At 32.6% G+C, this 24,925-nt stretch carries 27 protein-coding genes and 3 tRNA genes; 12 read left to right on the top strand and 18 right to left on the bottom strand.

Features of this window, described 5'->3' with window-relative positions:
- Positions 1 to 33: 33 nt before the first annotated feature.
- The 3 genes from APR43_RS20230 to APR43_RS20220 all read right to left on the bottom strand — a co-directional run bounded on the left by APR43_RS20230 (position 34) and on the right by APR43_RS20220 (position 345).
- A tRNA-Leu gene (locus tag APR43_RS20230) sits at positions 34 to 116 on the bottom strand.
- A 43-nt stretch (positions 117 to 159) separates the two neighbouring features.
- Positions 160 to 232 (bottom strand) — tRNA-Lys (locus tag APR43_RS20225).
- 40 nt (positions 233 to 272) lie between these two features.
- Positions 273 to 345, bottom strand: a tRNA-Lys gene (locus APR43_RS20220).
- A gap of 127 nt (positions 346 to 472) precedes the next feature.
- On the opposite strand from APR43_RS20220, the gene APR43_RS20215 reads away from it, so the two are divergent.
- Complete coding sequence (locus APR43_RS20215) at positions 473 to 991, top strand: shikimate kinase (RefSeq protein ID WP_053474279.1); 519 nt, start codon at positions 473 to 475, stop codon at positions 989 to 991.
- On the opposite strand, the gene APR43_RS20210 is transcribed toward APR43_RS20215, so the two are convergent.
- Together APR43_RS20210 and APR43_RS20205 are read right to left on the bottom strand one after the other, a co-directional pair.
- Positions 983 to 1,483 (bottom strand): phosphoribosyltransferase domain-containing protein, encoded by a 501-nt coding sequence (locus tag APR43_RS20210; RefSeq protein WP_053474278.1) that lies wholly within the window; start codon positions 1,481 to 1,483, stop codon positions 983 to 985. The two genes, APR43_RS20215 and APR43_RS20210, sit on opposite strands and share 9 nt — an antisense overlap.
- A gap of 191 nt (positions 1,484 to 1,674) precedes the next feature.
- Positions 1,675 to 2,064 (bottom strand): RNA-binding S4 domain-containing protein, encoded by a 390-nt coding sequence (locus APR43_RS20205; RefSeq protein ID WP_053474277.1) that lies wholly within the window; start codon positions 2,062 to 2,064, stop codon positions 1,675 to 1,677.
- 79 nt (positions 2,065 to 2,143) lie between these two features.
- On the opposite strand from APR43_RS20205, the gene APR43_RS20200 reads away from it, so the two are divergent.
- Positions 2,144 to 3,277 carry an FKBP-type peptidyl-prolyl cis-trans isomerase gene (locus APR43_RS20200; RefSeq protein ID WP_053474276.1) on the top strand — a complete coding sequence of 378 codons (1,134 nt, stop codon included), beginning with the start codon at positions 2,144 to 2,146 and terminating at the stop codon, positions 3,275 to 3,277.
- A 76-nt stretch (positions 3,278 to 3,353) separates the two neighbouring features.
- Here the strand turns inward: APR43_RS20200 and APR43_RS20195 are convergent, their stop codons facing one another.
- The 4 genes from APR43_RS20195 to APR43_RS20180 all read right to left on the bottom strand — a co-directional run bounded on the left by APR43_RS20195 (position 3,354) and on the right by APR43_RS20180 (position 6,763).
- Positions 3,354 to 4,307, bottom strand: a complete 954-nt coding sequence (locus APR43_RS20195) for a transketolase family protein (protein ID WP_053474324.1) — start codon at positions 4,305 to 4,307, stop codon at positions 3,354 to 3,356.
- A 74-nt stretch (positions 4,308 to 4,381) separates the two neighbouring features.
- A complete protein-coding gene (locus APR43_RS20190) occupies positions 4,382 to 5,230 on the bottom strand; it encodes a transketolase (protein WP_053474275.1) in 849 nt (282 codons plus the stop codon).
- 240 nt (positions 5,231 to 5,470) lie between these two features.
- On the bottom strand, positions 5,471 to 5,773 hold the full coding sequence (locus tag APR43_RS20185) for a hypothetical protein (RefSeq protein ID WP_053474274.1): 303 nt from the start codon (positions 5,771 to 5,773) through the stop codon (positions 5,471 to 5,473).
- Between the two features lie 117 nt (positions 5,774 to 5,890).
- On the bottom strand, positions 5,891 to 6,763 hold the full coding sequence (locus tag APR43_RS20180; protein WP_053474273.1) for a polysaccharide deacetylase family protein: 873 nt from the start codon (positions 6,761 to 6,763) through the stop codon (positions 5,891 to 5,893).
- Between the two features lie 287 nt (positions 6,764 to 7,050).
- Here APR43_RS20180 and tgt point away from each other — a divergent pair, with 287 nt between their 5' ends.
- The 10 genes from tgt (at position 7,051) to APR43_RS20130 (ending at position 17,374) form a co-directional block, all read left to right on the top strand.
- Positions 7,051 to 8,181, top strand: coding sequence for a tRNA guanosine(34) transglycosylase Tgt (gene tgt, locus APR43_RS20175; RefSeq protein WP_035649585.1), 1,131 nt, complete (start codon positions 7,051 to 7,053; stop codon positions 8,179 to 8,181).
- Positions 8,182 to 8,270: 89 nt separating this feature from the next.
- Complete coding sequence (locus APR43_RS20170; protein ID WP_053474323.1) at positions 8,271 to 9,359, top strand: LptF/LptG family permease; 1,089 nt, start codon at positions 8,271 to 8,273, stop codon at positions 9,357 to 9,359.
- The gene (locus tag APR43_RS20165) at positions 9,346 to 10,233 is read left to right on the top strand and encodes a DMT family transporter (protein ID WP_053474272.1); all 888 of its coding nucleotides are present in this window, start codon (positions 9,346 to 9,348) and stop codon (positions 10,231 to 10,233) included. Before APR43_RS20170 ends, APR43_RS20165 begins: the two co-directional genes overlap by 14 nt.
- Positions 10,234 to 10,345: 112 nt before the next feature.
- Positions 10,346 to 11,299, top strand: a complete 954-nt coding sequence (locus tag APR43_RS20160; protein WP_053474271.1) for an acetyl-CoA carboxylase carboxyltransferase subunit alpha — start codon at positions 10,346 to 10,348, stop codon at positions 11,297 to 11,299.
- A gap of 140 nt (positions 11,300 to 11,439) precedes the next feature.
- Positions 11,440 to 12,984, top strand: a complete 1,545-nt coding sequence (gene dnaB / locus APR43_RS20155; RefSeq protein WP_053474270.1) for a replicative DNA helicase — start codon at positions 11,440 to 11,442, stop codon at positions 12,982 to 12,984.
- Positions 12,985 to 13,171: 187 nt separating this feature from the next.
- Positions 13,172 to 13,525, top strand: coding sequence for a hypothetical protein (locus APR43_RS20150; protein ID WP_053474269.1), 354 nt, complete (start codon positions 13,172 to 13,174; stop codon positions 13,523 to 13,525).
- A gap of 17 nt (positions 13,526 to 13,542) precedes the next feature.
- The gene (locus APR43_RS20145; protein ID WP_082356487.1) at positions 13,543 to 14,184 is read left to right on the top strand and encodes a hypothetical protein; all 642 of its coding nucleotides are present in this window, start codon (positions 13,543 to 13,545) and stop codon (positions 14,182 to 14,184) included.
- A 21-nt stretch (positions 14,185 to 14,205) separates the two neighbouring features.
- The gene (locus APR43_RS20140) at positions 14,206 to 14,994 is read left to right on the top strand and encodes a sensor histidine kinase (protein ID WP_053474267.1); all 789 of its coding nucleotides are present in this window, start codon (positions 14,206 to 14,208) and stop codon (positions 14,992 to 14,994) included.
- Between the two features lie 111 nt (positions 14,995 to 15,105).
- Positions 15,106 to 15,771, top strand: a complete 666-nt coding sequence (locus APR43_RS20135) for a response regulator transcription factor (protein WP_053474266.1) — start codon at positions 15,106 to 15,108, stop codon at positions 15,769 to 15,771.
- A 343-nt stretch (positions 15,772 to 16,114) separates the two neighbouring features.
- Complete coding sequence (locus APR43_RS20130) at positions 16,115 to 17,374, top strand: hypothetical protein (RefSeq protein ID WP_053474265.1); 1,260 nt, start codon at positions 16,115 to 16,117, stop codon at positions 17,372 to 17,374.
- A gap of 1 nt (position 17,375) precedes the next feature.
- On the opposite strand, the gene APR43_RS20125 is transcribed toward APR43_RS20130, so the two are convergent.
- From APR43_RS20125 to thrS, 9 genes are all read right to left on the bottom strand, one after another.
- A complete protein-coding gene (locus APR43_RS20125; protein WP_053474264.1) occupies positions 17,376 to 18,182 on the bottom strand; it encodes an endonuclease/exonuclease/phosphatase family protein in 807 nt (268 codons plus the stop codon).
- Between the two features lie 52 nt (positions 18,183 to 18,234).
- Positions 18,235 to 18,465, bottom strand: a complete 231-nt coding sequence (locus APR43_RS24800) for a hypothetical protein (protein ID WP_053474263.1) — start codon at positions 18,463 to 18,465, stop codon at positions 18,235 to 18,237.
- A gap of 14 nt (positions 18,466 to 18,479) precedes the next feature.
- Entirely contained in the window at positions 18,480 to 19,148 is a 669-nt protein-coding gene (locus APR43_RS20115; RefSeq protein ID WP_053474262.1) for a response regulator, read from the bottom strand.
- A gap of 430 nt (positions 19,149 to 19,578) precedes the next feature.
- Positions 19,579 to 20,013: a carboxymuconolactone decarboxylase family protein gene (locus APR43_RS20110; protein ID WP_053474261.1), complete on the bottom strand. Its 435-nt coding sequence runs from the start codon at positions 20,011 to 20,013 to the stop codon at positions 19,579 to 19,581.
- Positions 20,014 to 20,092: 79 nt separating this feature from the next.
- Positions 20,093 to 20,665 carry a Crp/Fnr family transcriptional regulator gene (locus APR43_RS20105; RefSeq protein WP_053474260.1) on the bottom strand — a complete coding sequence of 191 codons (573 nt, stop codon included), beginning with the start codon at positions 20,663 to 20,665 and terminating at the stop codon, positions 20,093 to 20,095.
- A 123-nt stretch (positions 20,666 to 20,788) separates the two neighbouring features.
- The gene (gene rplT, locus APR43_RS20100; protein ID WP_008464948.1) at positions 20,789 to 21,133 is read right to left on the bottom strand and encodes a 50S ribosomal protein L20; all 345 of its coding nucleotides are present in this window, start codon (positions 21,131 to 21,133) and stop codon (positions 20,789 to 20,791) included.
- Positions 21,134 to 21,234: 101 nt separating this feature from the next.
- On the bottom strand, positions 21,235 to 21,432 hold the full coding sequence (rpmI, locus tag APR43_RS20095; protein WP_007810722.1) for a 50S ribosomal protein L35: 198 nt from the start codon (positions 21,430 to 21,432) through the stop codon (positions 21,235 to 21,237).
- 116 nt (positions 21,433 to 21,548) lie between these two features.
- Positions 21,549 to 22,100, bottom strand: coding sequence for a translation initiation factor IF-3 (infC, locus tag APR43_RS20090; protein WP_073489566.1), 552 nt, complete (start codon positions 22,098 to 22,100; stop codon positions 21,549 to 21,551).
- Between the two features lie 22 nt (positions 22,101 to 22,122).
- Complete coding sequence (thrS, locus tag APR43_RS20085) at positions 22,123 to 24,069, bottom strand: threonine--tRNA ligase (RefSeq protein WP_053474258.1); 1,947 nt, start codon at positions 24,067 to 24,069, stop codon at positions 22,123 to 22,125.
- Positions 24,070 to 24,925: the final 856 nt, after the last annotated feature.

Genomic DNA, 24,925 nt, shown 5'->3' with positions numbered 1-24,925 from the left:
GAATCTAAATTCTCAGGCTTTTTTATTTTTTAGTGACCACGGTGGGATTTGAACCCACACGCCCTTACGAGCACCACCCCCTCAAGATGGCAAGTCTACCGTTTCTCCACGTGGCCTAAATGCAAAAAAGGTCAAGTAAATTAATACTCGACCTTTTTGTGACCCGACTGGGGCTCGAACCCAGGACCCCATCATTAAAAGTGATGTGCTCTACCGACTGAGCTATCGAGTCATTGCTTTCAAGAAACTTATTTTGTTAATCACAAATTTTGTGACCCGACTGGGGCTCGAACCCAGGACCCCATCATTAAAAGTGATGTGCTCTACCGACTGAGCTATCGAGTCATATTCGTTTCTTGAATGCGGGTGCAAATATAAGGAGTTTATTTTATTAATTGCAAGCAATTTTATTATAAATTTGTCTTTTTTTAAACAAAATTTACAATCCCCTAATTTATAGTGTTTTATTAGAATGAAAAAAATCGTCTTATTAGGTTATATGGGCTGCGGAAAGTCAACAATTGCCCAAAATCTTTCAAAAATTACAAATATTCCATTTTTAGATTTAGATAAATGTATCGAAAAAAAAGCAAATTTGTCCATAAATGAGATTTTCGAACAACATGGAGAGATTTATTTTAGAAAATTAGAACACGAAATGTTTCTTGAATTGCTGCAATCTTCAGAAAACACCATTATTGGTTTAGGCGGAGGAACTCCTTGTTATGCAAATAATCATTTGTTATTGCAAAGAGAGGATATTACATCTATATATTTAAAAGCTTCAATAGAGACTTTATATAATAGATTAGTTCACAATAAAAGTAAACGTCCTTTAATTGCGAATATGGATGAGGAAGAAATGAAAGAATTTATCGCAAAGCATTTATTCGACAGAAGTTTTTATTACAATCACGCACAAAACAAAGTTGTGGTAGATAATAAAACCGTCGATGAAACAGTTGATGATATTTTAGAAATCTTAGCTTAGAAAGGCATAATTGTCTCCGTTTTCATCAAAAACAACCTGAACGTGCTCTAATAAAGATGTAGATAAAGAAATTCCTTTAAAATCGGCTTTTACAGGGTATTTTTTGTGATTTCGGTCTACAAGTACCGCAGTTTTGAATTTTTTAAGCGGAACGTCCAGAAAATGACGAACAGCGTAAATTAATGTTGTTCCTGAATTTAGGACATCATCAACCAGGACTAATCCTTTATTAGAATATTCTTCTGCAGTTAAAGAAGTCTGAATAGGCAGCTGCGGATTTTGTTTGTCAACTCGTACTTCGCAAAGAGAAATTTTTAGAGTAGATATGTCGCTTAGCACCGCAGCAATTTTTTGAGCAAAAACAGAACCGCTGGAAGCAATTCCGGCAATTACAACTTCTTCTTCGTCTACAAACGTCTCGTAAATTTGATAAGCGATACGTTTTATTTTGTGTTCGATTTCCTGATTGTTTAAGATGATGTTTTTGCTCATGATTTATTTTTTTGCTAATATAACTAATTTAAATTCCAATATAAAAAATCCAAATTCCAATTTTTATAAAGGAAATTCCAAATTTTTTAAATCCCAAATTCCAATGTTGAGCTTTTGATTTTAGAGTGTTTGGGATTTGCAATTTGAATTTTTGTGTTTTTTATAAAGTTTTGGAATTTTAAAATTGAAATTTACTCCGTTTCTTCCTCATCAATAAAATCACTTCCATAATCGTCAATATCTCTTCGGTCTTTTTTAGTCGGTCTTCCGGTTCCGGCTTTACGATAATGTTCTTTGGAGAGTTTTAATAACTCTAAATGTTCGTAAGCTTCTGCAGGAGTTTCATTCTTGCGGTAAATATCAACAAGTTTAGCTCCCACACGACTTTCCGGAATATCGAGTACGGTTATAATTTGTGTAATTTGATCTTTTCTAAAAGTAATTCTATCAGTAGGAAAAACTTCTTTAGATGGTTTTGCAACTTGCCCATTTACCGTAACATGGTTCTTTTTACAAGCCTCAGTTACCATGTTTCTGGTCTTATAATAACGCACGCACCATAAGTATTTATCTATTCTCATAATTTTTCTAAAATCCAAGTTAAATTCTTTACAAAAATAAATCAATATTGTATCTTGCGCACCTAAAAAATTAACAATAATGAATAAATTTAAATATTATTTTATTTTATTACTTGCGGGTATAGCTATAGTTTCCTGTAGTAAAGACCATGATGATCCGGAAATAGTTCCTTTAAGAGATTATAAAGAACAATATAAAGCTGACAATGACTCTATTGTTAAATATTTAAATACTCATTATATAAAAGAAGTAACGGCTAATTTTGATATAACGATTGAAAAAATTCCGGCAGGAGGAACACAAACTTCAATCATGAATCAAACAGTATATCCTTTACTATCCAGAGATGTTTATAATCACGATGTTACTTATAAAGTGTATTACTTATCTTTAAATAAAGGTAGTGGAGATTCTCCAACAAATACGGACAAAGTTTTTGCTTCCTATACAGGAAGTTTGCTAGACGGAACTGTATTTGATTCTTCTTATGGTGTAGGAAGAAGTTTTGAATTGTATTTGTATGCAGCACAATCTGTAATTGATGGATGGGGCGAAATTTTTCCTCAGTTTAAAACAGGTACGCCTAGCGCTCCGGGTCCTGATGGTACAATAACGTATACAGATTTTGGTGCGGGAGTAATGTTTTTACCTTCCGGATTAGGATATTATGGTTCAGGACAAGATGCTATTCCGGCTTATTCGCCTTTAGTGTTTAGTTTTAAATTGTTAAGCCTTCAAAGGTTAGATCATGATTTTGATGGTGTTTTTGATTATCAGGAAGATTTAAATGGAGATGGGTATATTTATGATTTTAGAGATACTGCAAGATATCCAACTCCGCCGGCAACAATGGTGGCAGATGATACAGACAAAGATGGTGTTCCGGATTGTGTAGATACTGATGATGATGGAGATGGTTATTCTACTTACTACGAAATTACAAAACCAACAAACCATATTGGCTGGGTAGATGGAGTATTTAATGGTTCAAGTACGTATTATCCTTTTGATCCTGTTGTAGACAATCCAAGTACGCCAAATACAGACGAAACGGAGCCAAGAGGAATTCCTAGAAGACCAACTGGTCCTCTTAAAACTGAAGGGCAGCCAGAATCAATTGAAAATCCTAAAAGTTTTTTACCAGCAGATTATACAGCTGCAGGAAGATTAAGAATTCATTTGGATAAATCGTATCCTTATCAAAAGAAATAATAAAATATAAGACATAAAAAAACCTCGAAATCACTTTCGAGGTTTTTTATTTTTATAAAGTAAGAAAACTAAAAATTTATTTTCTTTTAATAACTCTTTCTACAGCTTCAACAATTGCTTGATTGTTTAATTTGTATTTTTCCATTAATTGCTCTGGAGTTCCAGATTCACCAAAACTATCTTGTACTGCTACAAATTCTTGCGGAGTTGGATTGTTTAAAGCTAATACTCCAGAAACGCTTTCTCCTAAACCTCCAAGGTAGTTGTGCTCTTCAGCAGTAACCACGCATCTTGTTTTAGCAATCGATTTAAGGATAGCTTCTTCGTCAAGTGGTTTAATAGTATGAATGTTGATTACTTCAGCAGAAATTCCTTTTGCTTCAAGAGCTTCAGCAGCAATAAGAGCTTCCCAAACTAAGTGCCCTGTTGCAATAATAGTAACATCAGTTCCTTCGTTTAATAAAATTGCTTTTCCAATTACGAATGGTTCGTCAGCAGGAGTGAAGTTAGGCACAACCGGACGACCGAAACGTAAATAAGCAGGACCATGATGATCTGCTAATGCTAATGTTGCAGCTTTAGTTTGATTGTAATCGCAAGTATTGATTACTGTCATTCCTGGTAACATTTTCATTAATCCGATATCTTCTAAGATTTGGTGAGTTGCACCATCTTCTCCTAATGTTAAACCAGCGTGAGAAGCACAGATTTTTACGTTTTTATCTGAATAAGCAACAGATTGACGGATTTGGTCGTAAACTCTTCCTGTTGAAAAGTTAGCGAAAGTTCCAGTAAATGGAATTTTTCCTCCAATTGTTAAACCTGCAGCGATACCAATCATGTTTGCTTCTGCAATACCAATTTGGAAAAAACGCTCCGGGTGATTTTTCTTGAAATCGTCAAATTTTAATGATCCAATTAAATCTGCACAAAGTGCTACTACATTTTCATTTTTTTGACCTAGTTCAGTCATTCCCGCTCCAAAACCAGAACGAGTATCTTTACTTCCTGTATTTTCGTATTTTTTCATTTTATATTTTGCTGTACGCAATAGGCTGTAGGCAATAGGCATAAAGCATACTGCTTAAAGCTTAAAGCTGGTTTTTAATAGTCTGCTAAAGTTGAAATGTTTTGACCTAAAGCACCTGCTAACTGGTCGTTGTTTGGTGCTTTACCATGCCATGCATGCGTATGCATCATAAAATCAACACCATTACCCATTTCAGTATGTAGTAAAATGCAAACTGGTTTACCTTTTCCTGTTCTTGATTTTGCATCATTTAAACCTGCAAGAATTGCATCAATGTCGTTTCCTTTTTCGATATCGAGAACATCCCAGCCAAAAGCTTCAAATTTAGCACGGATACTTCCCATTGGTAAAACTTCGTCAGTTGTACCATCAATTTGTTTTCCGTTAAGGTCAATTGTCGAAATTATGTTGTCTACTTTTTTAGCAGAAGCATACATGATAGCTTCCCAGTTTTGACCTTCTTGTAATTCTCCGTCTCCGTGTAAAGAATAAATTAAATGATTGTCTCCATTTAATTTTTTAGCTTGAGCTGCTCCAAGAGCTACAGATAAACCTTGTCCTAACGAACCAGAAGCTATACGAACTCCAGGTAACCCTTCGTGAGTTGTAGGGTGTCCTTGTAAACGTGAGTTTAATAATCTGAAAGTTGCAAGTTCTGAAACAGGGAAATAACCGCTACGTGCTAATACGCTATAAAAAACTGGAGAAATATGCCCATTAGAAAGGAAGAAAAGATCTTCTCCAATTCCGTTCATATCAAAACCTTCTTTGCGGTCCATAATATTTTGGTATAGTGTAACCAAAAATTCAGTACAACCTAGTGATCCACCTGGGTGGCCAGAGTTTACAGCATGTACCATTCTAAGAATATCTCTTCTTACTTGGATCGTTAAATCGCTTAATTGTTGTGTGTTAGGCTTCATTTTATATGTAAAAGTTAAACTGTTGCAAAAGTAATCGTTATTTTGCGGGGAGACAAATGATTTTCTGCTTTAGTTTATCACAATTGTTAAATTCTGTTTCTTTTTTTATTAATCTTAAAAAAAAAGCCAATTTGGTTTAGAATTTTTAAATTCCACATTTTAGATGTTATGATTTCCAGTAATTTGCTAAACAAAAAAAAGCCCCTTAAGGAGCTTTTGGAATAATCGAACGATATAAAGCTAATTATTATCGCCCTCGCTGTAGAAATTATTTTCTTCATCTTCTGAACCTATTTCTTCCTGATCATCATCAAGTTCAGAACCCGGAATATCAAGATCATTTCCGAGTTTATCACTATTTTGTTTCCATTCATGATTGTCCTGATTAATGATTCTTTCGCCAGAAATGCCTTCCGGGTCAATATCTTCTAATTTATCTTCCTGATTGTAAATATCTTCATTTGCCGGATAATCCAGGTTTTCCAGATTTCTTTCAATTTGTTCATCCCTGATTTGATCTAATTTTTCTTCTGAGTTTATCATGATTTCTTTATTTTAATATTTTTTTATAAAGTTATGAAATCAATGATTTTTGCTTCTTATACTTTTAATAACAGGATATTGTAATATTCACATTAAAATAGAAAATTATCTCATTATCTAAATTGACAAATCATCTAATTGTCCAATCTCTTTCCAGGTAATTAATTGAATTCCGTTTTCTTTTAATTTCGTTTTGCATTCAGCGCTTGTAAAATAATCAAAATCAATTTGACGCCATTCTGAACCAAAATTGGGATGATTTACAGTAATGCCCTGCATTTCAAAATCATCAAAAGCAGGATGAAGCAGGAAAACATTAAATCCTGAAGTAATACTGTCTAAAGCTTTTTCGTAAGATTTTTTAAGTTCTCCTTTTTCGAAATCATTATAATATCCAATTAAAAGATTGTCTGCTAAAAGAGTATTCTCAAAATCATATTTTTCATCAGATAAACTAATGGATTCTACAAAATCTTTATGGATGAAAACAGGTAAATTGTATGTTTTTCCGAGTTCTTTATAAATCTCTAAAATTTCTGGAGTTACGCCAACACTGCACATATGCGAGTCAAGATGTGTAGGCTGAATACCAAATTGCAAAGCTTTTTCAATTTGGGCGATTAGTTCTTTTTTGATTTCAGAAGGTTTTGCATTTTCTTTAAAATCCTTTCTTATTTTATAAAAATAACCGTTTTGATCGACTAAACCCGGAACTTCAGAAACTGGAAGAACAGGTCCGAATTTATAATTTTCCCATTCGCAAGTTAATGTCAAATGTATTCCGCAATCATAATTTGGATTGTTTTTCGCAAATACTGCCATTTCATAAAACCACGGGCAAGGTACCATTATACTATATGAGTTTACAGATCCGTTTTGAAGTGCTTTAATCGTTGCCTGATTTTCTGAATGTGATAATCCGGCATCATCCGCATGAATGATTAATAGTTTTGTGTTTTCAGGATATCCAAGTTTTTGAGCTAGATTCATTTTATTTTGTTTGAGTTAATGGCACGCGGATTTTTGCGGTTTTAAACGGATTTTATTTTTTATCTCCATTGTGAAAGGCTTCGACTTCGCTCAGCCTGTCAATTCGACTTCGCTCACTTTGACAGCATTGTACACGATTTTTAGTTGATTTTATTCAAATTTAAAAATTTTTGTAGTTTAGGTTTTATATTGTTTTTTAATTAACTCAATTTTATAATGGACAAATTATCTAATTAATTAAATTTCCCTGAAATTAACTTATCTTTGCCGACTGAAAAAAGAAACACATGAAGTTTGATTTATTACAAAAAGATCCGCAGTCTAAAGCAAGAGCGGGAAGTATAACTACTGATCACGGCGTAATCGAAACGCCTATTTTTATGCCTGTTGGAACAGTGGCTTCGGTAAAAGGAGTGCATCAGCGTGAATTAAAAGACGATATTAATCCAGATATTATTCTGGGAAATACGTACCATTTATATTTACGTCCGCAGACAGAAATTCTTGAAAAAGCAGGAGGATTGCATAAATTCATGAATTGGGATCGTAATATTTTGACAGATTCGGGTGGATATCAGGTTTATTCTCTTTCTTCAAACAGAAAAATTAAAGAAGAAGGAGTGAAGTTTAAATCGCATATTGACGGTTCTTACCACTTTTTTACTCCAGAAAATGTAATGGAAATTCAGCGTACTATTGGAGCTGATATTATTATGGCTTTTGATGAATGTACGCCTTATCCTTGTGATTACAGATATGCACAAAGATCAATGCACATGACACACCGCTGGCTGGACCGCTGCATTAATCATTTAGAAAAAGTACCTTACAAATACGGTTACGAGCAGACTTTTTTCCCAATTGTTCAGGGAAGTACTTATAAAGATTTGCGTCGTCAGTCAGCTGAATATATTGCAAATTCTGGTCAACAAGGAAATGCAATTGGAGGATTATCAGTAGGAGAACCTGCAGAAGAAATGTATGCAATGACTGAAGTAGTCTGCGAAATTCTTCCTGAAGATAAACCTCGTTATTTAATGGGAGTAGGAACTCCTATTAATATATTAGAAAATATTGCATTAGGAATTGATATGTTTGACTGTGTTATGCCAACACGTAATGCGAGAAACGGTATGTTGTTTACAGCAAACGGAACAATCAATATTAAAAACAAAAAGTGGGAAGCTGATTTTTCTCCCATTGATGAAATGGGACATACTTTTGTAGATACAGAATACACAAAAGCATATTTACGCCACTTATTTGCCGCTAACGAATATTTAGGAAAACAAATTGCGACAATTCATAATCTTGGTTTCTATATGTGGTTGGTTCGTGAAGCTAGAAAACATATCTTAGCAGGCGATTTTAGACCATGGAAAGAAATGATGGTTAAAAATATGAGTCAAAGACTTTAAAAAAAGAGTTTCAAGTTTCAGGTTTCATGTTTCACGTTCTGTAGAGAACTTAAAACATGAAACCTGAAACAAAAAAAAACAAAAAACATATGCTGTCAATAATAGATAAATACATCTTAAAAAGATATCTCGGAACTTTCTCTGTGATGCTGCTTTTGTTTGCGCCGATTGGAATTGTAATTGACGTTTCTGAAAAAGTAAATAAGATGCTCGAAAACAAGATTCCATTTATGGATATCGCGTTCTATTATTACAATTTTACGATCTATTTTATAAACTCTTTATTTCCGATATTTCTGTTTTTATCGGTAATCTGGTTTACCTCTAAACTGGCAAATAATACAGAGATTATTGCAATTTTAAGTTCAGGAATTTCATTTACGCGTTTTTTACGTCCTTATATTATAGGTGCAACAATTGTTTCGATTTTTGTTTTGCTGATGGGATTTTTTATTGTTCCGGCTGCAAGTGAAGGTTATAATAATTTTAGGTATACTTATTTGAAAGGAAATGGAAAGGAACTCATGCGGGGTGAAAACACCAATGTTTACAGACAGATCAATGATCATGATTTTATCTTTGTAAACAGTTTTAATGAAGAATCTAAAACAGCATTTAATTTTACGTTAGAGCATTTTGAAAAAGATAAACTAACGTATAAAATTACTGCAAGTCGCATCAAATGGGACCCGAAATTAAAGACCTATATTTTGTATGATTATACAAAAAGGACTCTTGCTGATTTAAACGATGTAATTGAAAGAGAACCTGAAAAAAAGATAAAGTTTAAGTTTGAACTTGCAGATTTAACGCCTGTTGTTTATATAGCAGAAACATTGACCTTAGGCAAATTGATTGATTTTATTGAAAAAGAAAGAAAAAGAGGTTCAGGAAACATCAATACCTATTTAGTAGTTCTTTATAAAAAATACAGTATTCCGGTTTCTGCGTTTATCCTGACTATTATTGCAGTATCCGTTTCTGCAATGAAACGCCGCGGCGGTATGGGAATGAATTTAGCAATTGGAATCGCGATTGCGTTTTCATTTGTATTCTTTGATAAAATATTTGGTACTCTTGCCGAAAAATCTACTTTTTCACCTTTATTAGCTGTTTGGTTCCCAAATATTGTTTTTGGAATTCTGGCAGTTTACTTATTACGTAATGCGAAACGATAATTTAAAAAGTTACTTAAACCTTCATTTAATTGTTTTTATTTGGGGATTTACCGCTATTCTTGGAGCTTTAATAACAATTGATGCCGAAAATTTAGTGTGGTTTAGAATGTTGATTGCCGGAGTTTTTCTTGGCGGATTTATCATTTATAAAAAGCAGTCTTTTAAAATATCAGCACAATCTTTTGCTAAATTAATTTTCGTTGGATTATTAATTGCACTCCATTGGATTTTCTTTTTTAAAGCCATTCACGTATCAAATGTTTCCATAACATTGTCGATTTTTTCGCTTGGCGCTTTTTTTGCGTCTTTATTAGAACCGCTTTTTTACGGAAGAAAGATTTTATGGTACGAAGTTTTCTTCGGATTAATCATTATTGCCGGATTAGGATTGATATTACAGGTTGAAATTAAATATCTTACAGGAGTTTATTATGCCTTAATATCGATAATTCTTGGAGTTTTATTTACGCTGATGAATGGGAAATTAATCTCAGATCACGAACCTTCAGTTATTACATTTTATGAATTTGGTGCAGGCGTTTTCTTTATCTCCATTTATTTTTTAGTGATAGGAAAATTCAATGCAGACTTTTTTGTAATGTCATTAAATAACTGGATTTTGTTGTTGATTTTGGCTTCTGTTTGTACAGCTTATGCCTTTACAGCTTCGGTAAAAGTAATGCAACGTTTAACTCCTTATACGGTAATGTTAACTACTAATTTAGAGCCGGTTTACGGTATTCTTTTGGCCTATTTTATCCTCGGCGGAAAAGAAAAAATGAGTACCGAATTTTACATAGGAGCTGTAATAATTGTTATTACAGTTATTTTAAATGGTGTTTTTAAACATTATAAGAATAAAGAAAAAGTGTAGTATTTGCCTTATTTTTAAATTACATTTTTACATTTTAAACACGAAATAATCACACGAATAGTATAATATTTTTATATTTGCGGTTCGATTTAAAAACAAAATTCAAAAATCCATGGAATATTTAGATTTTGAGCTTCCAATAAAAGAACTTGAAGAACAGTTAGAAAAGTGTGTTATAATTGGAAAAGAATCTGACGTTGATGTTACGCCAACTTGTAAAGAAATCAACAAGAAATTAGTAGAGACTAAAAAAGAAATATACAAAAACCTTACGGCTTGGCAGCGTGTACAATTGTCAAGACACCCAAATAGACCTTATACTTTAGACTATATCAGAGCAATCTGTGGAGATACTTTCTTAGAACTTCATGGAGACAGAGGTTTTAAAGATGATAAAGCAATGGTTGGCGGTCTTGGTAAAGTAAACGGACAATCGTTTATGATTATTGGTCAGCAAAAAGGTTTTAATACAAAAACACGTCAATACCGTAATTTTGGTATGGCAAATCCAGAAGGATACCGTAAAGCTTTGCGTTTAATGAAAATGGCAGAGAAATTCGGAATCCCGGTTTTAACTTTAGTAGACACTCCGGGTGCATATCCAGGGCTTGAAGCTGAAGAAAGAGGACAAGGAGAAGCTATTGCAAGAAATATTTTCGAAATGGTTCGTCTGCAAGTGCCAATCATTACTATTATTGTAGGTGAAGGAGCTTCTGGAGGAGCATTGGGAATAGGTGTTGGAGATAAAGTTTATATGTTAGAGAATACTTGGTATTCTGTAATTTCCCCAGAATCATGTTCTTCAATTTTATGGAAAAGCTGGGAGTACAAAGAACGTGCTGCAGATGCTTTAAAATTGACTTCTTCTGACATGAAAAAACAAAAATTAGTTGATGATGTAATTCCTGAACCACTAGGCGGAGCGCACTACGACCGCGAAACTACTTTTAAAACAGTGGCAGAATACATTACCAAAGGATATAACGAATTGAAAGACTTATCAACAGCCGAGCTAATTGCCCAAAGAATGGACAAATACAGCAACATGGGCGAGTATAAAGAATAAATTCATATAATATGATGAAAAATCCGAAGCCCTGCGGTTTCGGATTTTTTTTTGGTTATCAACAAAACCAAAATATTTATAAACATTTAATAGTTATAACTAGATAACAATTTTTTTTTAAATTTTGTTACTTTCGCTATATGGAAAATTTCAAGAATGTAAATCCTGTAAAGGTAGATAAAACCACTATTATTAATCTGGAGAAAGGAAAATTGCCGCCGCAAGCACTTGATCTGGAGGAAGCTGTGTTGGGAGCAATGATGATTGATAAAAAGGGGGTTGACGATGTAATTGATATTTTGCAGCCCGATGCTTTTTACAAAGATGCACACCGACATATTTTTGAAGCGATTTTACAGCTTTTTACCGAAACTCAGCCAATCGATATCTTAACAGTTTCAACTCAGTTAAAGAAAAACGGAAAATTAGATTTAGCAGGCGGAGATTTTTATTTGATTCAGCTTACTCAAAAAATTGCTTCTTCGGCGCATATCGAATTTCACTCGCGTATCATTCTTCAAAAATTTATTCAAAGAAGTTTGATTAGAATTTCTTCAGAAATTATTGAAGAATCGTATGATGAAAGTGCAGACGTTTTTGATTTATTGGATAAAGCGGAATCTAAATTATACGAAGTAACACAGGGAAATATTAAACGTAGTTCTGAAACTGCACAAAGTTTAGTTTTACAAGCTAAAAAGAAAATTGAAGAAATTTCTAAAAAAGAAGGATTAAGTGGTGTAGAAACTGGTTTTCATAACTTGGATAAATTAACATCCGGATGGCAGCCAAGTGATTTAATTATTATCGCGGCCAGACCAGCGATGGGAAAAACGGCATTTGTACTTTCTATGGCTAGAAATATTGCTATTCAATATGGGCATGCAGTAGCTTTATTCTCTCTGGAGATGGCATCTGTTCAGTTAATTACGAGGCTTATTTCTTCTGAAACAGGATTGTCATCAGAAAAATTACGTACAGGTAAATTAGAGGCTCATGAATGGACAATGTTGAGTACTAAAGTGAAAGATTTAGAGAAAGCACCTTTATTTATTGATGATACACCCTCACTTTCTATTTTCGATTTAAGAGCAAAATGTCGTCGTTTAGCATCGCAGCACGGTATTAAAATTATCATTATAGATTATTTGCAGTTGATGACTGCAGGAGGAAATAATAAAGGAGGAGGAAATCGTGAGCAGGAAATTTCGACAATTTCCCGAAACTTAAAAGCTTTGGCAAAAGAACTTAACGTTCCGGTTATTGCACTTTCTCAGCTGTCGCGTGCTGTAGAAACACGTGGTTCTAGTAAACGTCCGTTACTATCAGATCTTCGTGAATCTGGAGCAATTGAGCAGGATGCCGATATCGTTTCGTTTTTATACCGACCAGAATATTACAAAATTGAGGAATGGGATGATGAAGAAGCTTCGCCAACAGCTGGTCAAGCCGAAATTATGATAGCCAAGCACCGTAATGGTGGTATTGAAAACATCCGTTTGAAATTTTTAGGACACTTAGGAAAATTTGATAATCTTGATGAATTTTCGGGAAGTTATGATGATTTACCATCAAAAATGAATCATGATGATAATCCGTTTATAACTAATAATCTTCCTTCGGCAAATGAAGCCTTTGGAAGCAATTTAAATGATGACGATGACGACAGTGATGTTCCATTTTAATTTAAATAAAATTCTAAATAAAAAAATCTTTATGAGCAGCCAGCTTGTAAAGATTTTTTTTTATTCAGCGATTAAACACGTCCATATATAATTTCACAAAATAATATTTCTACATAAAAATTAATTCGGTAGATTAGCAAAACCATAAACAATTCTAAAACTATTAACTAATTAAAATTCAAAAACTATGAGCGAAAAAAACTTTCCGGGGCCAATCCAAATCCCGTTGGCTACTGCAGAAGTGTGGGAAAAAAGATACGAGGATGATACCACGATCGAAACCCGAGAAAACAAAGTAAAATCTTTTTTAATTCCACGAGAAAGCTTAGAAAATGTACTTGCACTAAATACAGATGCTGTTCGTGCATATATTGGTATCAATGATCAACAAGAAAAAACCTTACTTTTTGTTGGTGCACAATATGATAAAGAAACGGGTAAATATGTAGATGTTTACGGGCATTCATCATCTCAGCAAAATAGAGCAGAATCTGCTGATGATATTGTGTTCGATGGCACACGTCCTAGTCCTCCATATTAATATTCAGCATATAAAAAATGAATGAAGAATTATTAATATACTCGACGTATACCGTTTTATTAATAAACCTAATAGTCTATTCATATAGCTTTTTCCGAAAGGGAAAAGCTAATGTTTTTTTTGTCTCTTATTTAGCTTTTTGCTTTACTATGCAATTTAGTATGGAACTATGCTATCACCTTGGAATGACTAATTTAATTTTTGTCAATATGTTCTTTATTGGACAAATGATATTACTTGGAATTTTTTATAATTCACTAACTCAGATAAAGAGCCAAAAAATATTTATAAAAATTAGCCTTACCATAGCATTGTTAGTTTTAGCGATACAATTTTGGATAGATTCAAGTGAGTTTTTTAAGTTTAATTTATTTGAAATTACTTTGACTAATCTGCTTATTGTAATTTATGCCTTGTTTCATTTTTATAATATGCTGACAGAAAATAAAAGTTATTATTATACTACCGTAGGTCTTGTCTTTTACTTACTAGCAAGCACAGTGTTGTATTTAATTGGAAATTTTTCTTTAGGACTTAGCAGCGAACTTAAATATCTGACCTGGATATTAAATGCTTTTTTAATTTTAATCTATCAGTTTTTCATTTTATACGATTGGATAAAAAGTTTTTACAAAAGTTCGGTTAACTTAAAATCTTAATGTTTAATATAGAATTTTGATATGAATACCCATTCAATCCCTGAAAAAGAACTTGTTGCCATTATATTGTATATCTCTCTTTTCTTTATAATTGTAGCAGTTGTATTGATAATATTTTTCTATTTCTCCAGAAAAAAAATAATTCAAAAAGAACTCGAGAAAAAAGATCTTGTATTACAGTATCAAAAAGAACAGCTTCACGCCATTATAGTGACACAAGAGGAAGAACGTAAACGTATTGCACAAGATTTGCACGATGATATAAGTTCAAAACTTAATATTGTTTCTTTAAATACTCATCTGCTTTCTGCGCCTAATTTAACAGAAGCAGAAACCATCGAGATTACAGATAACATTATTAATCTAACTGCAAAAGCCTTAGAAAATTCCAGAAAAATAGCGCATAATTTATTACCGCCGGTTTTTGAGAAATTCGGATTAAATGCCGGTGTTGAAGAATTATGTGAAGAATTTGAAAGCAGTAAATCAGTTAAAACCTATTATAAAAATGAAATAGATTTTGATGATAATATCGATCGTCATTTGCACATTTTTAGAATTTTGCAGGAATTAATGAATAATTCGCTCCGTCATGGAAAAGCAACAGAAATTTGGATTGCGTTTAAAGATAATAACGGAATAAATACTTGTTATTATGAAGATAACGGAATTGGTTTTGACAGCAAAAACAGCGAAAATCAAAAAGGACTTGGAATGAAAAATATTGACAGCCGGGTTTCCTTTTTAAACGGAACTATAAAAATAGATTCAGAAATAAATAAAGGTATTGCTGTAATTTTTACCTTTTAATATAAATTTTAGTAAATAATTATGCTTTAGGATCAATAAAACAAGGTTCTGTAGTTATTATTAATTCATATTTTGTAATTTCGGGAAACCAAATGACCAAAAACAAACAAAATGAATGCCGTAATTAAAATCGCCTTAGTCGATGACGAAGTATTGTTTCGGAAAGGAATAGCTTTTTTATTGCAAAGAGAAGACAATATTGAAATTATTTTTGAAGCTTCAAACGGTGAAGAGCTGGTTAACAAATTACAAAATAATGATGTCAAGCCAGATATCATTATCATGGATTTGAAAATGCCGGTTTTAAATGGCGTCGAAGCAACAAAAATTATTCGAAAATCTTTTCCCGATATTAAAATTATAGCACTGACCAGCTATGATTCAAAATCATTTATTGCAAATATGATTCAGGTTGGGGCAGTGGCATATCTCATTAAAAACACAACTCCAAAAGATCTAATCAAAACGATTAATGAAGTTAACAGAAAAGGATTTTTTTACAACGAAAATGTATTAAAAACTATTCAGGAAACTATTGTATCTTCTAAAAACTCGAAAGGGAATCTTGAAACAAGTTTTCTTTCTCCACGTGAAATTGAAATTTTACAGCTTATCTGTCAGCAAAAAACAACTACAGAGATAGCAGAACATCTTTTTTTAAGTCCGCGAACTGTAGAAGGACATCGTAATAATTTATTGCTAAAAACAGAATCACGAAATATTGCCGGTTTAGTTGTTTATGCTATTCAAAATGAAATTGCTGTTTTGACATTATAATTTTAACTTGTTAAAAATTGAATGGATAAAACATAATAAACGATTATTGTAAAAACGAGTACACAAATACCTATTTTTTGCATTATGCTAAATTCTTTTGGTTGATTATTTTGGTTGTAATTCATTTGGTTTGATTTTAATCGATTAATTTGGTCGATTTTAGATTCCAAATTTAGGCAGAAAAAGTTGTCATAGTTTACGTATTTTTACCTGTTTTTTACAAAATTTCAATCTTTCAACTTTTTTGTATTCTTGTTAATTAACAGTTTTATATTATTATAAAACCAGTCTTCTATTGTGATTTTATAAGCTTCCTTTATATCTTTACTTAAAATATTTTTTGATGAAAAAAAGTTTAGTTTATATTTTCATTTTATTGCTTTGCCTTAATGCAAAAGCTTCGTTTATTTTACTTCCGATGGATGAAACAACGCAGCAAAACCACTTAAAAGCTTACGGTATTACCTATTGGTGTTTGAGCAGAGATTACAAAGCCAGTTGGTTACTTAATTATCGCGGAGGTTCCTTTTTATTACCGGATGCGGATGAAATTCGTAAAGAATGTAAAATTCGAGGCGTTAGTTTTGAGATACTGTCAGATAGTGAAGAAGCCTCAATTTTAAATGATATTTCAAGTCCATCACAAAATATGGAATCAGTTGTTCTTGAAAAAGCGCCAAAAATTGCCGTTTATACTCCAAAAGGAAAACAACCTTGGGACGACGCTGTAACATTAGTATTAACTTATGCAGAAATTCCATTTACCCCAATATATGATGAAGAAGTTTTAAGTGATCAATTATTACTGTATGATTGGCTGCATTTACATCATGAAGACTTTACCGGACAATATGGAAAGTTTTATGCTGCTTATAAAAATACACCTTGGTATATCGAGCAGAAAAAGGATGCAGAAGCTTTAGCAACTAAATTGGGTTACTCTAAAGTATCTCAGGAAAAAGGCGCAGTAGCAAAAAAAATAAGAGATTTTGTTATCGGCGGCGGATTTATGTTTGCTATGTGTTCAGCAACTGATAGTTTTGATATTGCGCTTGCAGCAGATGGTGTTGATATTTGCGAAACCATGTTTGATGGAGACCCAAGTGAATCTAATTATCAATCAAAACTAAATTATGCAAACTCTTTTGCATTCAAAGACTTTATTTTAGAGCGAAGACCAGAAGTTTATGAGTTTTCGGATATTGATATGACTGGTAAAAGAAGAGTCCCAATGGAAAAAGATTACTTCACCTTAATGGAATTTTCTGCAAAATGGGACCCAATTCCAAGTATGTTATGTCAAAATCATACCCAATTAGTAAAAGGATTTATGGGACAAACGACTTCTTTTAATGAAACATTAGTAAAATCAAATGTATTAGTGATGGGAACCTGCGAACTAAATGGTGAAGCAAGATACATTCACGGAGAAAAAGGAAAAGGAATGTTTACCTTTTTTGGAGGGCACGATCCCGAAGATTTTCAGCATCAGGTTGGAGATCCGCCAACTGTTTTAGATTTACATCCTAATTCTCCAGGATATCGTTTGATCTTAAATAACGTTTTATTCCCAGCAGCAAAAAAGAAAAAGCTCAAAACATAATTTAATTCAGCGAAAATTCAAGCCAAATAGGAATATGATCGGATATTTTTCGGGCATCCTGAAGCGTATTGAATTTTTTATAGAATAAAATAACTCCTGAATCGATATGATTTAATCTATTTGGATTGTAAAAAGTATTATCAAATTCAGAAGCAAGACAAACATCTCCATTACATTTTTGCTTTAAAGTAGTTTTTTGCTTCTGCAGCATCGAAGTATATCCCATTTTCTTTAACGGATTAAAAACAGTATGGGACTCCGGACAATTAAAATCTCCTGTAAATACTAAATTGAGATTGGGATATTGCTGAGGCAGAAATTTAAAATATTTAATTTCAGTTTCCGGCTGTTTGCTTTTTGTGATTGCATGAAAATTGACCAGAGTAAATGTTTTTTTATTTACTTCAAAAGTTGCAAAATAAGGCTCACGATCAATTTCTAGATTATACTTTTTTTCAAGCCATGGCTCTCCTTTTAATTTTGCTCTATTTGTTTTCCAAAGAAAAGCATAGCGTTCTTTTTTATAGCTGGTTCCACTTGTAGGATCACTAATAGTATAATCCCATTTTGCCCCTTTTTCATTTAGCAGTGCAGCAAGTTTTGCAACAGTCTGCGAACCGCCATATCCGGCAACAACTTCCTGAATGGCAACAATGTCATAATCGCGTACCGTATTAGCTATAAAATTTAAAGTAGATTGTGATTTAGATTTTCCAAAGTTTTCCAAATTCCAGGAAATAATTTTAGTCTGTGCTAAAGAATGGAAAGAAATGAATAATAAGAGAACGTAATTTATAAGAATTTTCATAAGGCTTTAAAAAATCAAATATAAGCATTTCGATATTTTTAAATCAAAATACTTAAAGCTTTTTATATCTATTTTGTAAAGCTTTTCCAATAATTATTATTTGCAAAACAAGAAGTGCAGGTATAAAAATAATCTTCCAGTCTATTTCAAGCCAGCCCGTTTTTTCAGAAACATAAGCAAAACATATAGACAAGAAAAGACAAAGCAGTAATGTTTTTATGATAATTTTGTTACTGGCTGTGTTGATCTTCGATATCAGATTAAATTTATATTTAAGTTTCATAAAGTTTAATAGAATTAAATTAAGCCGAAATCTTTGGCTATAGCAATTAAGTGCACATTGTTATTAGCTTTAAAATATATTTTTAATTTATTAATTCGTTTCTCAATGCTGCTGGTTCCGTTTGGAGTTATCGATTTTGCCTTAAATTCATTTGAAATGTTTCCTAAAATATAGCCTCTTGCCATTAAGGTTAAAATAGAAATGTCATAAGATTCAATTTCAATTAAAGATTTATCATTAAAACTAAAGCTCAAATCTGAAGAAAGTATTTTCTCTTCATTTTTATAAGCCTTTTGCATAGCAATTTTTAACTCCTCAATACTGTTTCTTCCTTTAGAAACATAAGCCGTGATCTTTGATTCATTAAAAAGCTTTTTTATTCTATATGATTTATCTTCCGATGAAAATACAATTTTCTTTAATTGTGGATGTATTTTATTCACGGAGTTAATAAGCTCTTCACCGTTCAAAATGTTGGTGTTTCGATGATCCATTTTAAAAGATAAATCGGTAATTAGTAAATCATATGGCTCATTATCAAGAAGACTTTTTCTGATTTTTAATAAACCATCATCATAATATTTTACATGATGAATTACCGGAATTTCTAATTCTTCAAGAACTTTTATAATTGTTGCACTAATACTGTCTATGTCCTCTGCAATTAAAACCTTTTTGAACATACAAATTTTATTTTATAGTAGATTGAAACCTATTCTTTTTTCAAAATTAATTCTCTTAGTTATAGCCTTCGTACGGATTTCCGTATTTCCCCGTACTTATAAATAACTAATGAAAAATCCGATGAAGATTTATACTTGTTATATTTTTGAGTTGTGAGTTTTTTAAATTAGAATATTTATAATACTCCTTCTGGCACGCAAAAAAGACAAAAGAAACTGCCATAGAATATGAATTTATTGTAGTATATTTTGAAATCATAAACCAAAAATAGAAAACCTAAATTCCTATGAAAGAGTATAAATACCTGTTTTTGTAAAATGATTGAATTTCTATTTATCTAAGGCTCATTTACAGGTAAATACAAAGAAACCCTCTGAAAGGAGGGTTTAGAATTTTAAAAATGTTGTAAAAATTATCCTTATAAAGGAATTATACAGCTCTTAATCCTGTAGTAATTGCCAATCTGTTCCAAGAGTTAATAGTAATAATTGCAAGGATAATTTCTGCTAAATATTTTTCATCAAATAAGTTTGCAGCATTTTGATAAACTTCGTCAGTAACATGATTGTTAATTAAAGTTACCTGTTCTGTTAAAGCTAAAATAGCTTTTTCTTCTTCAGTATAAACATCAGCTTCACGCCATGCACTCGTTAAGTATATTCTCTGTTCAGAAATACCATGTTTTCTTGCATCAGCAGTGTGCATGTTGATACAATAAGCACAACCATTAATTTGAGAAGCGCGTATTTTAATTAATTCTTTATGAACTGGAGTTAATGAAGTAGTAGAGATATATTTTTCTAAGTTAATTAAAGCTTGATAAGCTTGTGGGGCAGCTTCTGGGATAAGAATTCTTGATTTCATTTTTATGTGTTTTAAAAGTTCATTACAAAGGTCAGTAATGTATCCTTTTAAAAACTTGAACTACTTCAAGAAATTGAAATCATACTTTTCCAGCCCTGATTTTACTCATAAATTCTGCAGAAAAATCTAAATAGGAGGCAAGCATGTATTGAGGCACACGTTGTACAAATTCTGGATTTTGATTATTAAAGTGATGATACCTTTCTTCGGCAGACATTGTAAATAGAAATTTAATACGCATTTGAGCAGCTCCAAATGATTTTTGAGAAACTATCCTAAAGTATCTTTCCAGTTTCGGAATTTCAATTAATAGAGATTCTAAAGTCCCTTTTTCAATTGCGATTAATTCACAGTTTTCAACCGTTTGAATATAGAAGTGCGATGGAGTAGTGTTGTGAAAGCTCAAATAATCGGTTATCCACCAATTTTCAACTGCAAATTGCAAAGTTTGTTCTGTACCTTTTGAATTGATAATATATTGTCTGGAACAGCCTTTAAGAATAAAATACAAAGTGTTACAAACTTGGCCTTCTTGTAATAGATGTTCTTTCTTTTTTACTTTCGAAATAGTAAGACACGTTTCTAGTGTATCAATTTCTGAAGGCTCTAATGTTATGAATTTTTGTATATGATCAAATAGTGCCGTAAACATTTTACAATTGTTTTATGAGAGGATTAAAGGTAAAGCAGATTATTGTAAAAACAAAAAACCATCCGAATTAACGAATGGTTTCTTTATGATAAGTAAGTAATCTAAATTGAGTTTATAAAACGTTTATTTTACTTTATTAAGTATTGCTTTGAAAGCTTCTGGGTGGTTCATAGCTAAATCTGCAAGAACTTTACGGTTCAATTCGATTCCGTTAGCTTTAACTTTCCCCATGAATTGAGAATAAGACATTCCTTCTAATCTAGCTCCAGCGTTAATACGTTGAATCCATAATGAACGGAAATTTCTTTTATTCTGTTTTCTGTCACGGTAAGCGTAGCTCATCGCTTTCTCTACCGCGTTCTTAGCAACTGTCCAAACGTTTTTACGTCTACCAAAGAAACCTTTGGCTTGCTTCATTATTTTTTTTCTTCTTGCTCTTTTAGCAACTGAATTTACCGATCTTGGCATAATTTTAATGTGTTTTTGTAGCAGGCGTCCTGAATTGAATCAAAGGAACTTGAAAGCCATACTCCAAGGTTATATAAATAATTTTTTAACCTAAAGAATTATTAGATAATTCTTAATTGTTGTTTGATGCTTTTCATATCTGTTGAGTGAACTAGCGCTGAGTGTGTCAAAGCTAATTTACGTTTTTTAGATTTTTTAGTCAAGATGTGACTTTTAAAAGCATGCTTTCTTTTAATCTTTCCAGAACCAGTAACTTTAAAACGTTTCTTAGCGCTAGATTTAGTTTTCATTTTAGGCATTTTTCCTAGTGTTTTAATTTATTCTTACTTACTTATATCTTAGTCTGAAAGTTTAAAAGTCTAAAGTTTAAAAGTCAGTTTTTGACTTTCGGCTTTAAGACTTTCGGCTTTACGACTTATTTCTTTTTCTTAGGAGCAATGAACATAATCATTCTCTTTCCTTCAAGAACCGGCATAGCTTCCACTTTACCATGCTCTTCTAAATCTGTTGCCAAACGTAAAAGTAAAATTTGTCCTTGATCTTTATAGATGATCGAACGTCCTTTAAAGAAAACAAATGCTTTTAATTTAGCTCCTTCTTTTAAGAACTTCTCAGCATTCTTTCTTTTAAATTCATAATCATGCTCATCTGTTTGAGGACCAAAACGAATCTCTTTTACTACAACCTGCGAAGATTTAGCTTTTAATGCCTTATCACGCTTCTTTTGTTCGTAAACAAATTTCTTGTAATCCATGATTTTACAAACCGGCGGCTCAGCATTTGGCGAAATTTCAACCAAGTCTAATTCAAACTGATCTGCTAGACGTAAAGCTTCTGCAAGCTTAAATACACCTGGTTCGATGTTCTCGCCTACTAACCTTACTTCCTGTACACCACGAATATTGTTATTTATTCTGTGTGCATCTTTTTTTTCTACTCGAGGTTGAAAACCTCTGTTACTTTTTATTGCTATGACTTTCTAATTTAAGTTAAACTGTAAATACTTTTAATGTCTTTTTTATTTCTTCGTCTACAATCGAAGCAAATTCTTCGATAGAAACAGTGATATTACCTTTTCCTTCTTGGCCGTGGCGACGAATAGAAATTGTACCGTTTTTCTCCTCTTCCTCACCCACGATAAGCATAAATGGAATTTTTTGCATTTCTGCATCTCTAATTTTCTTACCGATAGTTTCATTTCGGTTGTCAATTAGGGCGCGAATTTCGTGATTTTCTAGCAAATCTAAAACTTTTTTAGCATAATTTTCGTATTTCTCGCTCAAAGACAATATAATAGCCTGCTCAGGCATTAGCCAAAGTGGGAAATTTCCTGCAGTGTGCTCCAGTAAAATTGCTATAAAACGTTCCATAGATCCAAAAGGAGCTCTGTGAATCATAACCGGGCGATGTAATTCATTATCAGCACCTTTGTATGTCAAATCAAAACGCTCAGGAAGGTTATAATCAACCTGAATTGTTCCTAACTGCCATTGTCTTCCCAAAGCATCCTTAACCATAAAGTCAAGCTTAGGTCCGTAAAATGCAGCTTCACCATATTCTACAACAGTATTCAAACCTTTATCAGCTGCAGCATTGATAATTGCATTTTCAGCTTTCTCCCAGTTTTCATCTGTACCAATATATTTCTCTCTATTCTCTTGATCTCTCAATGAAATTTGAGCAGTAAAGTTTTCAAAACCTAACGAACCAAATACATATAATACTAAGTCAATTACTTTTTTGAACTCTTCATCTAATTGTTCCGGAGTACAGAAAATATGTGCATCATCCTGAGTAAAACCTCTAACACGAGTTAAACCATGTAACTCACCAGATTGCTCATATCTATATACAGTACCAAATTCAGCATAACGCTTAGGTAAATCTTTATATGACCAAGGTCTTACATTGTAAATTTCACAGTGGTGAGGACAGTTCATTGGTTTCAATAAAAACTCTTCACCTTCAGCAGGAGTATGTATCGGCTGAAAACTATCAGCACCATATTTAGCATAGTGACCAGAAGTTACGTAAAGTTCTTTTTGTCCAATATGTGGACTCACAACTTGCTCGTAACCTGCTTTCTTTTGAGCTCTCTTTAAAAATTGCTCCAAACGCTCTCTAAGCGCAGCACCTTTTGGTAACCATAAAGGTAAACCTTGGCCCACTTTCTGAGAGAAAGCAAACAATTCAAGTTCCTTTCCTAATTTACGGTGATCACGACGTTTTGCCTCCTCAAGAAGTTCAAGATACTCAGTTAAATCTTTTTGTTTAGGGAAAGAAGTTCCGTAAACACGAGTCAACTGCTTGTTTTTTTCATCACCTCTCCAGTAAGCACCGGCAACGCTCATGATTTTCATAGCTTTGATGATTCCAGTATTCGGAATATGTCCACCACGGCATAAATCAGTAAAAGTAGAGTGATCGCAAAAAGTAATCGTACCGTCTTCAAGATTAGAAATCAATTCAGTCTTGTAAACATTGTCTTTGTACATCTCTAATGCATCAGCCTTACTAACCGGACGCATTTTAAATTCATGTTTACCTCTTGAAATCTCAAGAACACGATCTTCGATCTTTTTAAAATCAGCCTCAGAGATCTTTTGGTCTTCAAAATCCACATCATAGTAAAACCCATTAGCAATTGCCGGCCCAAGAGTTAATTTAATCCCAGGGTACAATTCCTCTAGAGCTTGCGCCATTACGTGCGAAGTCGAATGCCAGAAAGCTTTTTTACCTTCAGCATCATTCCAAGTATATAATATAAGATTACCATCGGTCGTTAATGGAGTCTCGGTTTCAATAGTTGTACCATTAAAAGATGCAGAAATAACATTTCTTGCAAAACCTTCGCTAATGTTTTTAGCGACCTCCATTGGAGTTACGCCTTGAGCGAACTCTCTAATTGACCCATCGGGTAAAGTAATCTTGATCATTGTTTATAATTTTGTGAATGCAAATATAAGTGATTACAAAAATACATACAATATATATATGTAGAAGATTGCTTTATTATGTAAGAAGCTAGGTATGCTAATATAAGAGTAGCTATTATTTCTATAGCCAGACATGATTTTAAAACCTGCGGGGTTTATTTATATACATATACAAGTAGAAAACTCTACTATAATATATATAAGAGTAAAAAGGCTATAAGGTTTGAATGAAACTGTTGTTAGGTTTTGAATGCTGATTGTCCGGCTGAGCGAAGTCGAAGCCTTTAAGTTTGGAATTTGGAATTTAAGAATTGAAGTTTTTTTTGATGGAGCTATTTCCCGCTATCCGTTTCAATCTTTTATTCTGAACCCCAAAATAAAAGGATTTCCACTTCTATCGGGGCTAGGGCATGAGTTTTCAAAAGTAAAACATCCCAAAAATAGAAACTTAGCGCCTTTGCGGCTCTGCGAGATTAATAAAACGGTAGAAAAACCAGACTTTGCGTCTTAGTGCCTTTGCGGCAAAACCAGTCAAAACAACTGTAAAATATAAAAACTCTTCAAAAACGGTATTGGTGAAAGGGTATAAAATAAGGAAAAAGCAAAGGGATGCAGAAAAACCTGATAATATTTTAAAAAAGTTTGAATTGTAAAACTTGTGTTATCAGGAAGTTAAGAAATAAATGTAAAAAAGATGGAAAAAATATAAAAAAAAGGCTTGTAAATGTAAATAAAGGTTCTACTTTTGCACCCGCAACAACGAAAGACGTTCCCTGAAATACTGACAAGCCGCTAATCAAAACGAAAAGAAATTTTCGAAAAAAAGATTAGAAAAAGCTTGTGAGATTTGAAAAAT

The organism is Flavobacterium sp. NLM (genome assembly GCF_002210235.1).
Classification (GTDB): Bacteria; Bacteroidota; Bacteroidia; order Flavobacteriales; family Flavobacteriaceae; genus Flavobacterium; species Flavobacterium panici.
This window is presented reverse-complemented; position numbering and strand designations above follow the sequence as displayed.

What these genes read in the sequence shown, in the direction of transcription:
- APR43_RS20185 (WP_053474274.1), bottom strand. Translation starts at nt 5,773, where the DNA reads ATGATAAACTCAGAAGAAAAATTAGATCAAATCAGGGATGAACAAATT.
- rpmI (WP_007810722.1), bottom strand. Translation starts at nt 21,432, where the DNA reads ATGCCTAAAATGAAAACTAAATCTAGCGCTAAGAAACGTTTTAAAGTT.
- thrS (WP_053474258.1), bottom strand. Translation starts at nt 24,069, where the DNA reads ATGATCAAGATTACTTTACCCGATGGGTCAATTAGAGAGTTCGCTCAA.
- APR43_RS20135 (WP_053474266.1), top strand. Translation starts at nt 15,106, where the DNA reads ATGAATGCCGTAATTAAAATCGCCTTAGTCGATGACGAAGTATTGTTT.
- APR43_RS20125 (WP_053474264.1), bottom strand. Translation starts at nt 18,182, where the DNA reads ATGAAAATTCTTATAAATTACGTTCTCTTATTATTCATTTCTTTCCAT.
- dnaB (WP_053474270.1), top strand. Translation starts at nt 11,440, where the DNA reads ATGGAAAATTTCAAGAATGTAAATCCTGTAAAGGTAGATAAAACCACT.
- APR43_RS20105 (WP_053474260.1), bottom strand. Translation starts at nt 20,665, where the DNA reads ATGTTTACGGCACTATTTGATCATATACAAAAATTCATAACATTAGAG.
- APR43_RS20150 (WP_053474269.1), top strand. Translation starts at nt 13,172, where the DNA reads ATGAGCGAAAAAAACTTTCCGGGGCCAATCCAAATCCCGTTGGCTACT.
- APR43_RS20190 (WP_053474275.1), bottom strand. Translation starts at nt 5,230, where the DNA reads ATGAAGCCTAACACACAACAATTAAGCGATTTAACGATCCAAGTAAGA.
- APR43_RS20180 (WP_053474273.1), bottom strand. Translation starts at nt 6,763, where the DNA reads ATGAATCTAGCTCAAAAACTTGGATATCCTGAAAACACAAAACTATTA.
- APR43_RS20130 (WP_053474265.1), top strand. Translation starts at nt 16,115, where the DNA reads ATGAAAAAAAGTTTAGTTTATATTTTCATTTTATTGCTTTGCCTTAAT.
- APR43_RS20200 (WP_053474276.1), top strand. Translation starts at nt 2,144, where the DNA reads ATGAATAAATTTAAATATTATTTTATTTTATTACTTGCGGGTATAGCT.
- rplT (WP_008464948.1), bottom strand. Translation starts at nt 21,133, where the DNA reads ATGCCAAGATCGGTAAATTCAGTTGCTAAAAGAGCAAGAAGAAAAAAA.
- APR43_RS20145 (WP_082356487.1), top strand. Translation starts at nt 13,543, where the DNA reads ATGAATGAAGAATTATTAATATACTCGACGTATACCGTTTTATTAATA.
- APR43_RS20205 (WP_053474277.1), bottom strand. Translation starts at nt 2,064, where the DNA reads ATGAGAATAGATAAATACTTATGGTGCGTGCGTTATTATAAGACCAGA.
- APR43_RS20140 (WP_053474267.1), top strand. Translation starts at nt 14,206, where the DNA reads ATGAATACCCATTCAATCCCTGAAAAAGAACTTGTTGCCATTATATTG.
- APR43_RS20110 (WP_053474261.1), bottom strand. Translation starts at nt 20,013, where the DNA reads ATGAAATCAAGAATTCTTATCCCAGAAGCTGCCCCACAAGCTTATCAA.
- APR43_RS24800 (WP_053474263.1), bottom strand. Translation starts at nt 18,465, where the DNA reads ATGAAACTTAAATATAAATTTAATCTGATATCGAAGATCAACACAGCC.
- APR43_RS20170 (WP_053474323.1), top strand. Translation starts at nt 8,271, where the DNA reads ATGCTGTCAATAATAGATAAATACATCTTAAAAAGATATCTCGGAACT.
- APR43_RS20165 (WP_053474272.1), top strand. Translation starts at nt 9,346, where the DNA reads ATGCGAAACGATAATTTAAAAAGTTACTTAAACCTTCATTTAATTGTT.
- APR43_RS20160 (WP_053474271.1), top strand. Translation starts at nt 10,346, where the DNA reads ATGGAATATTTAGATTTTGAGCTTCCAATAAAAGAACTTGAAGAACAG.
- APR43_RS20195 (WP_053474324.1), bottom strand. Translation starts at nt 4,307, where the DNA reads ATGAAAAAATACGAAAATACAGGAAGTAAAGATACTCGTTCTGGTTTT.
- APR43_RS20115 (WP_053474262.1), bottom strand. Translation starts at nt 19,148, where the DNA reads ATGTTCAAAAAGGTTTTAATTGCAGAGGACATAGACAGTATTAGTGCA.
- tgt (WP_035649585.1), top strand. Translation starts at nt 7,051, where the DNA reads ATGAAGTTTGATTTATTACAAAAAGATCCGCAGTCTAAAGCAAGAGCG.
- APR43_RS20215 (WP_053474279.1), top strand. Translation starts at nt 473, where the DNA reads ATGAAAAAAATCGTCTTATTAGGTTATATGGGCTGCGGAAAGTCAACA.
- APR43_RS20210 (WP_053474278.1), bottom strand. Translation starts at nt 1,483, where the DNA reads ATGAGCAAAAACATCATCTTAAACAATCAGGAAATCGAACACAAAATA.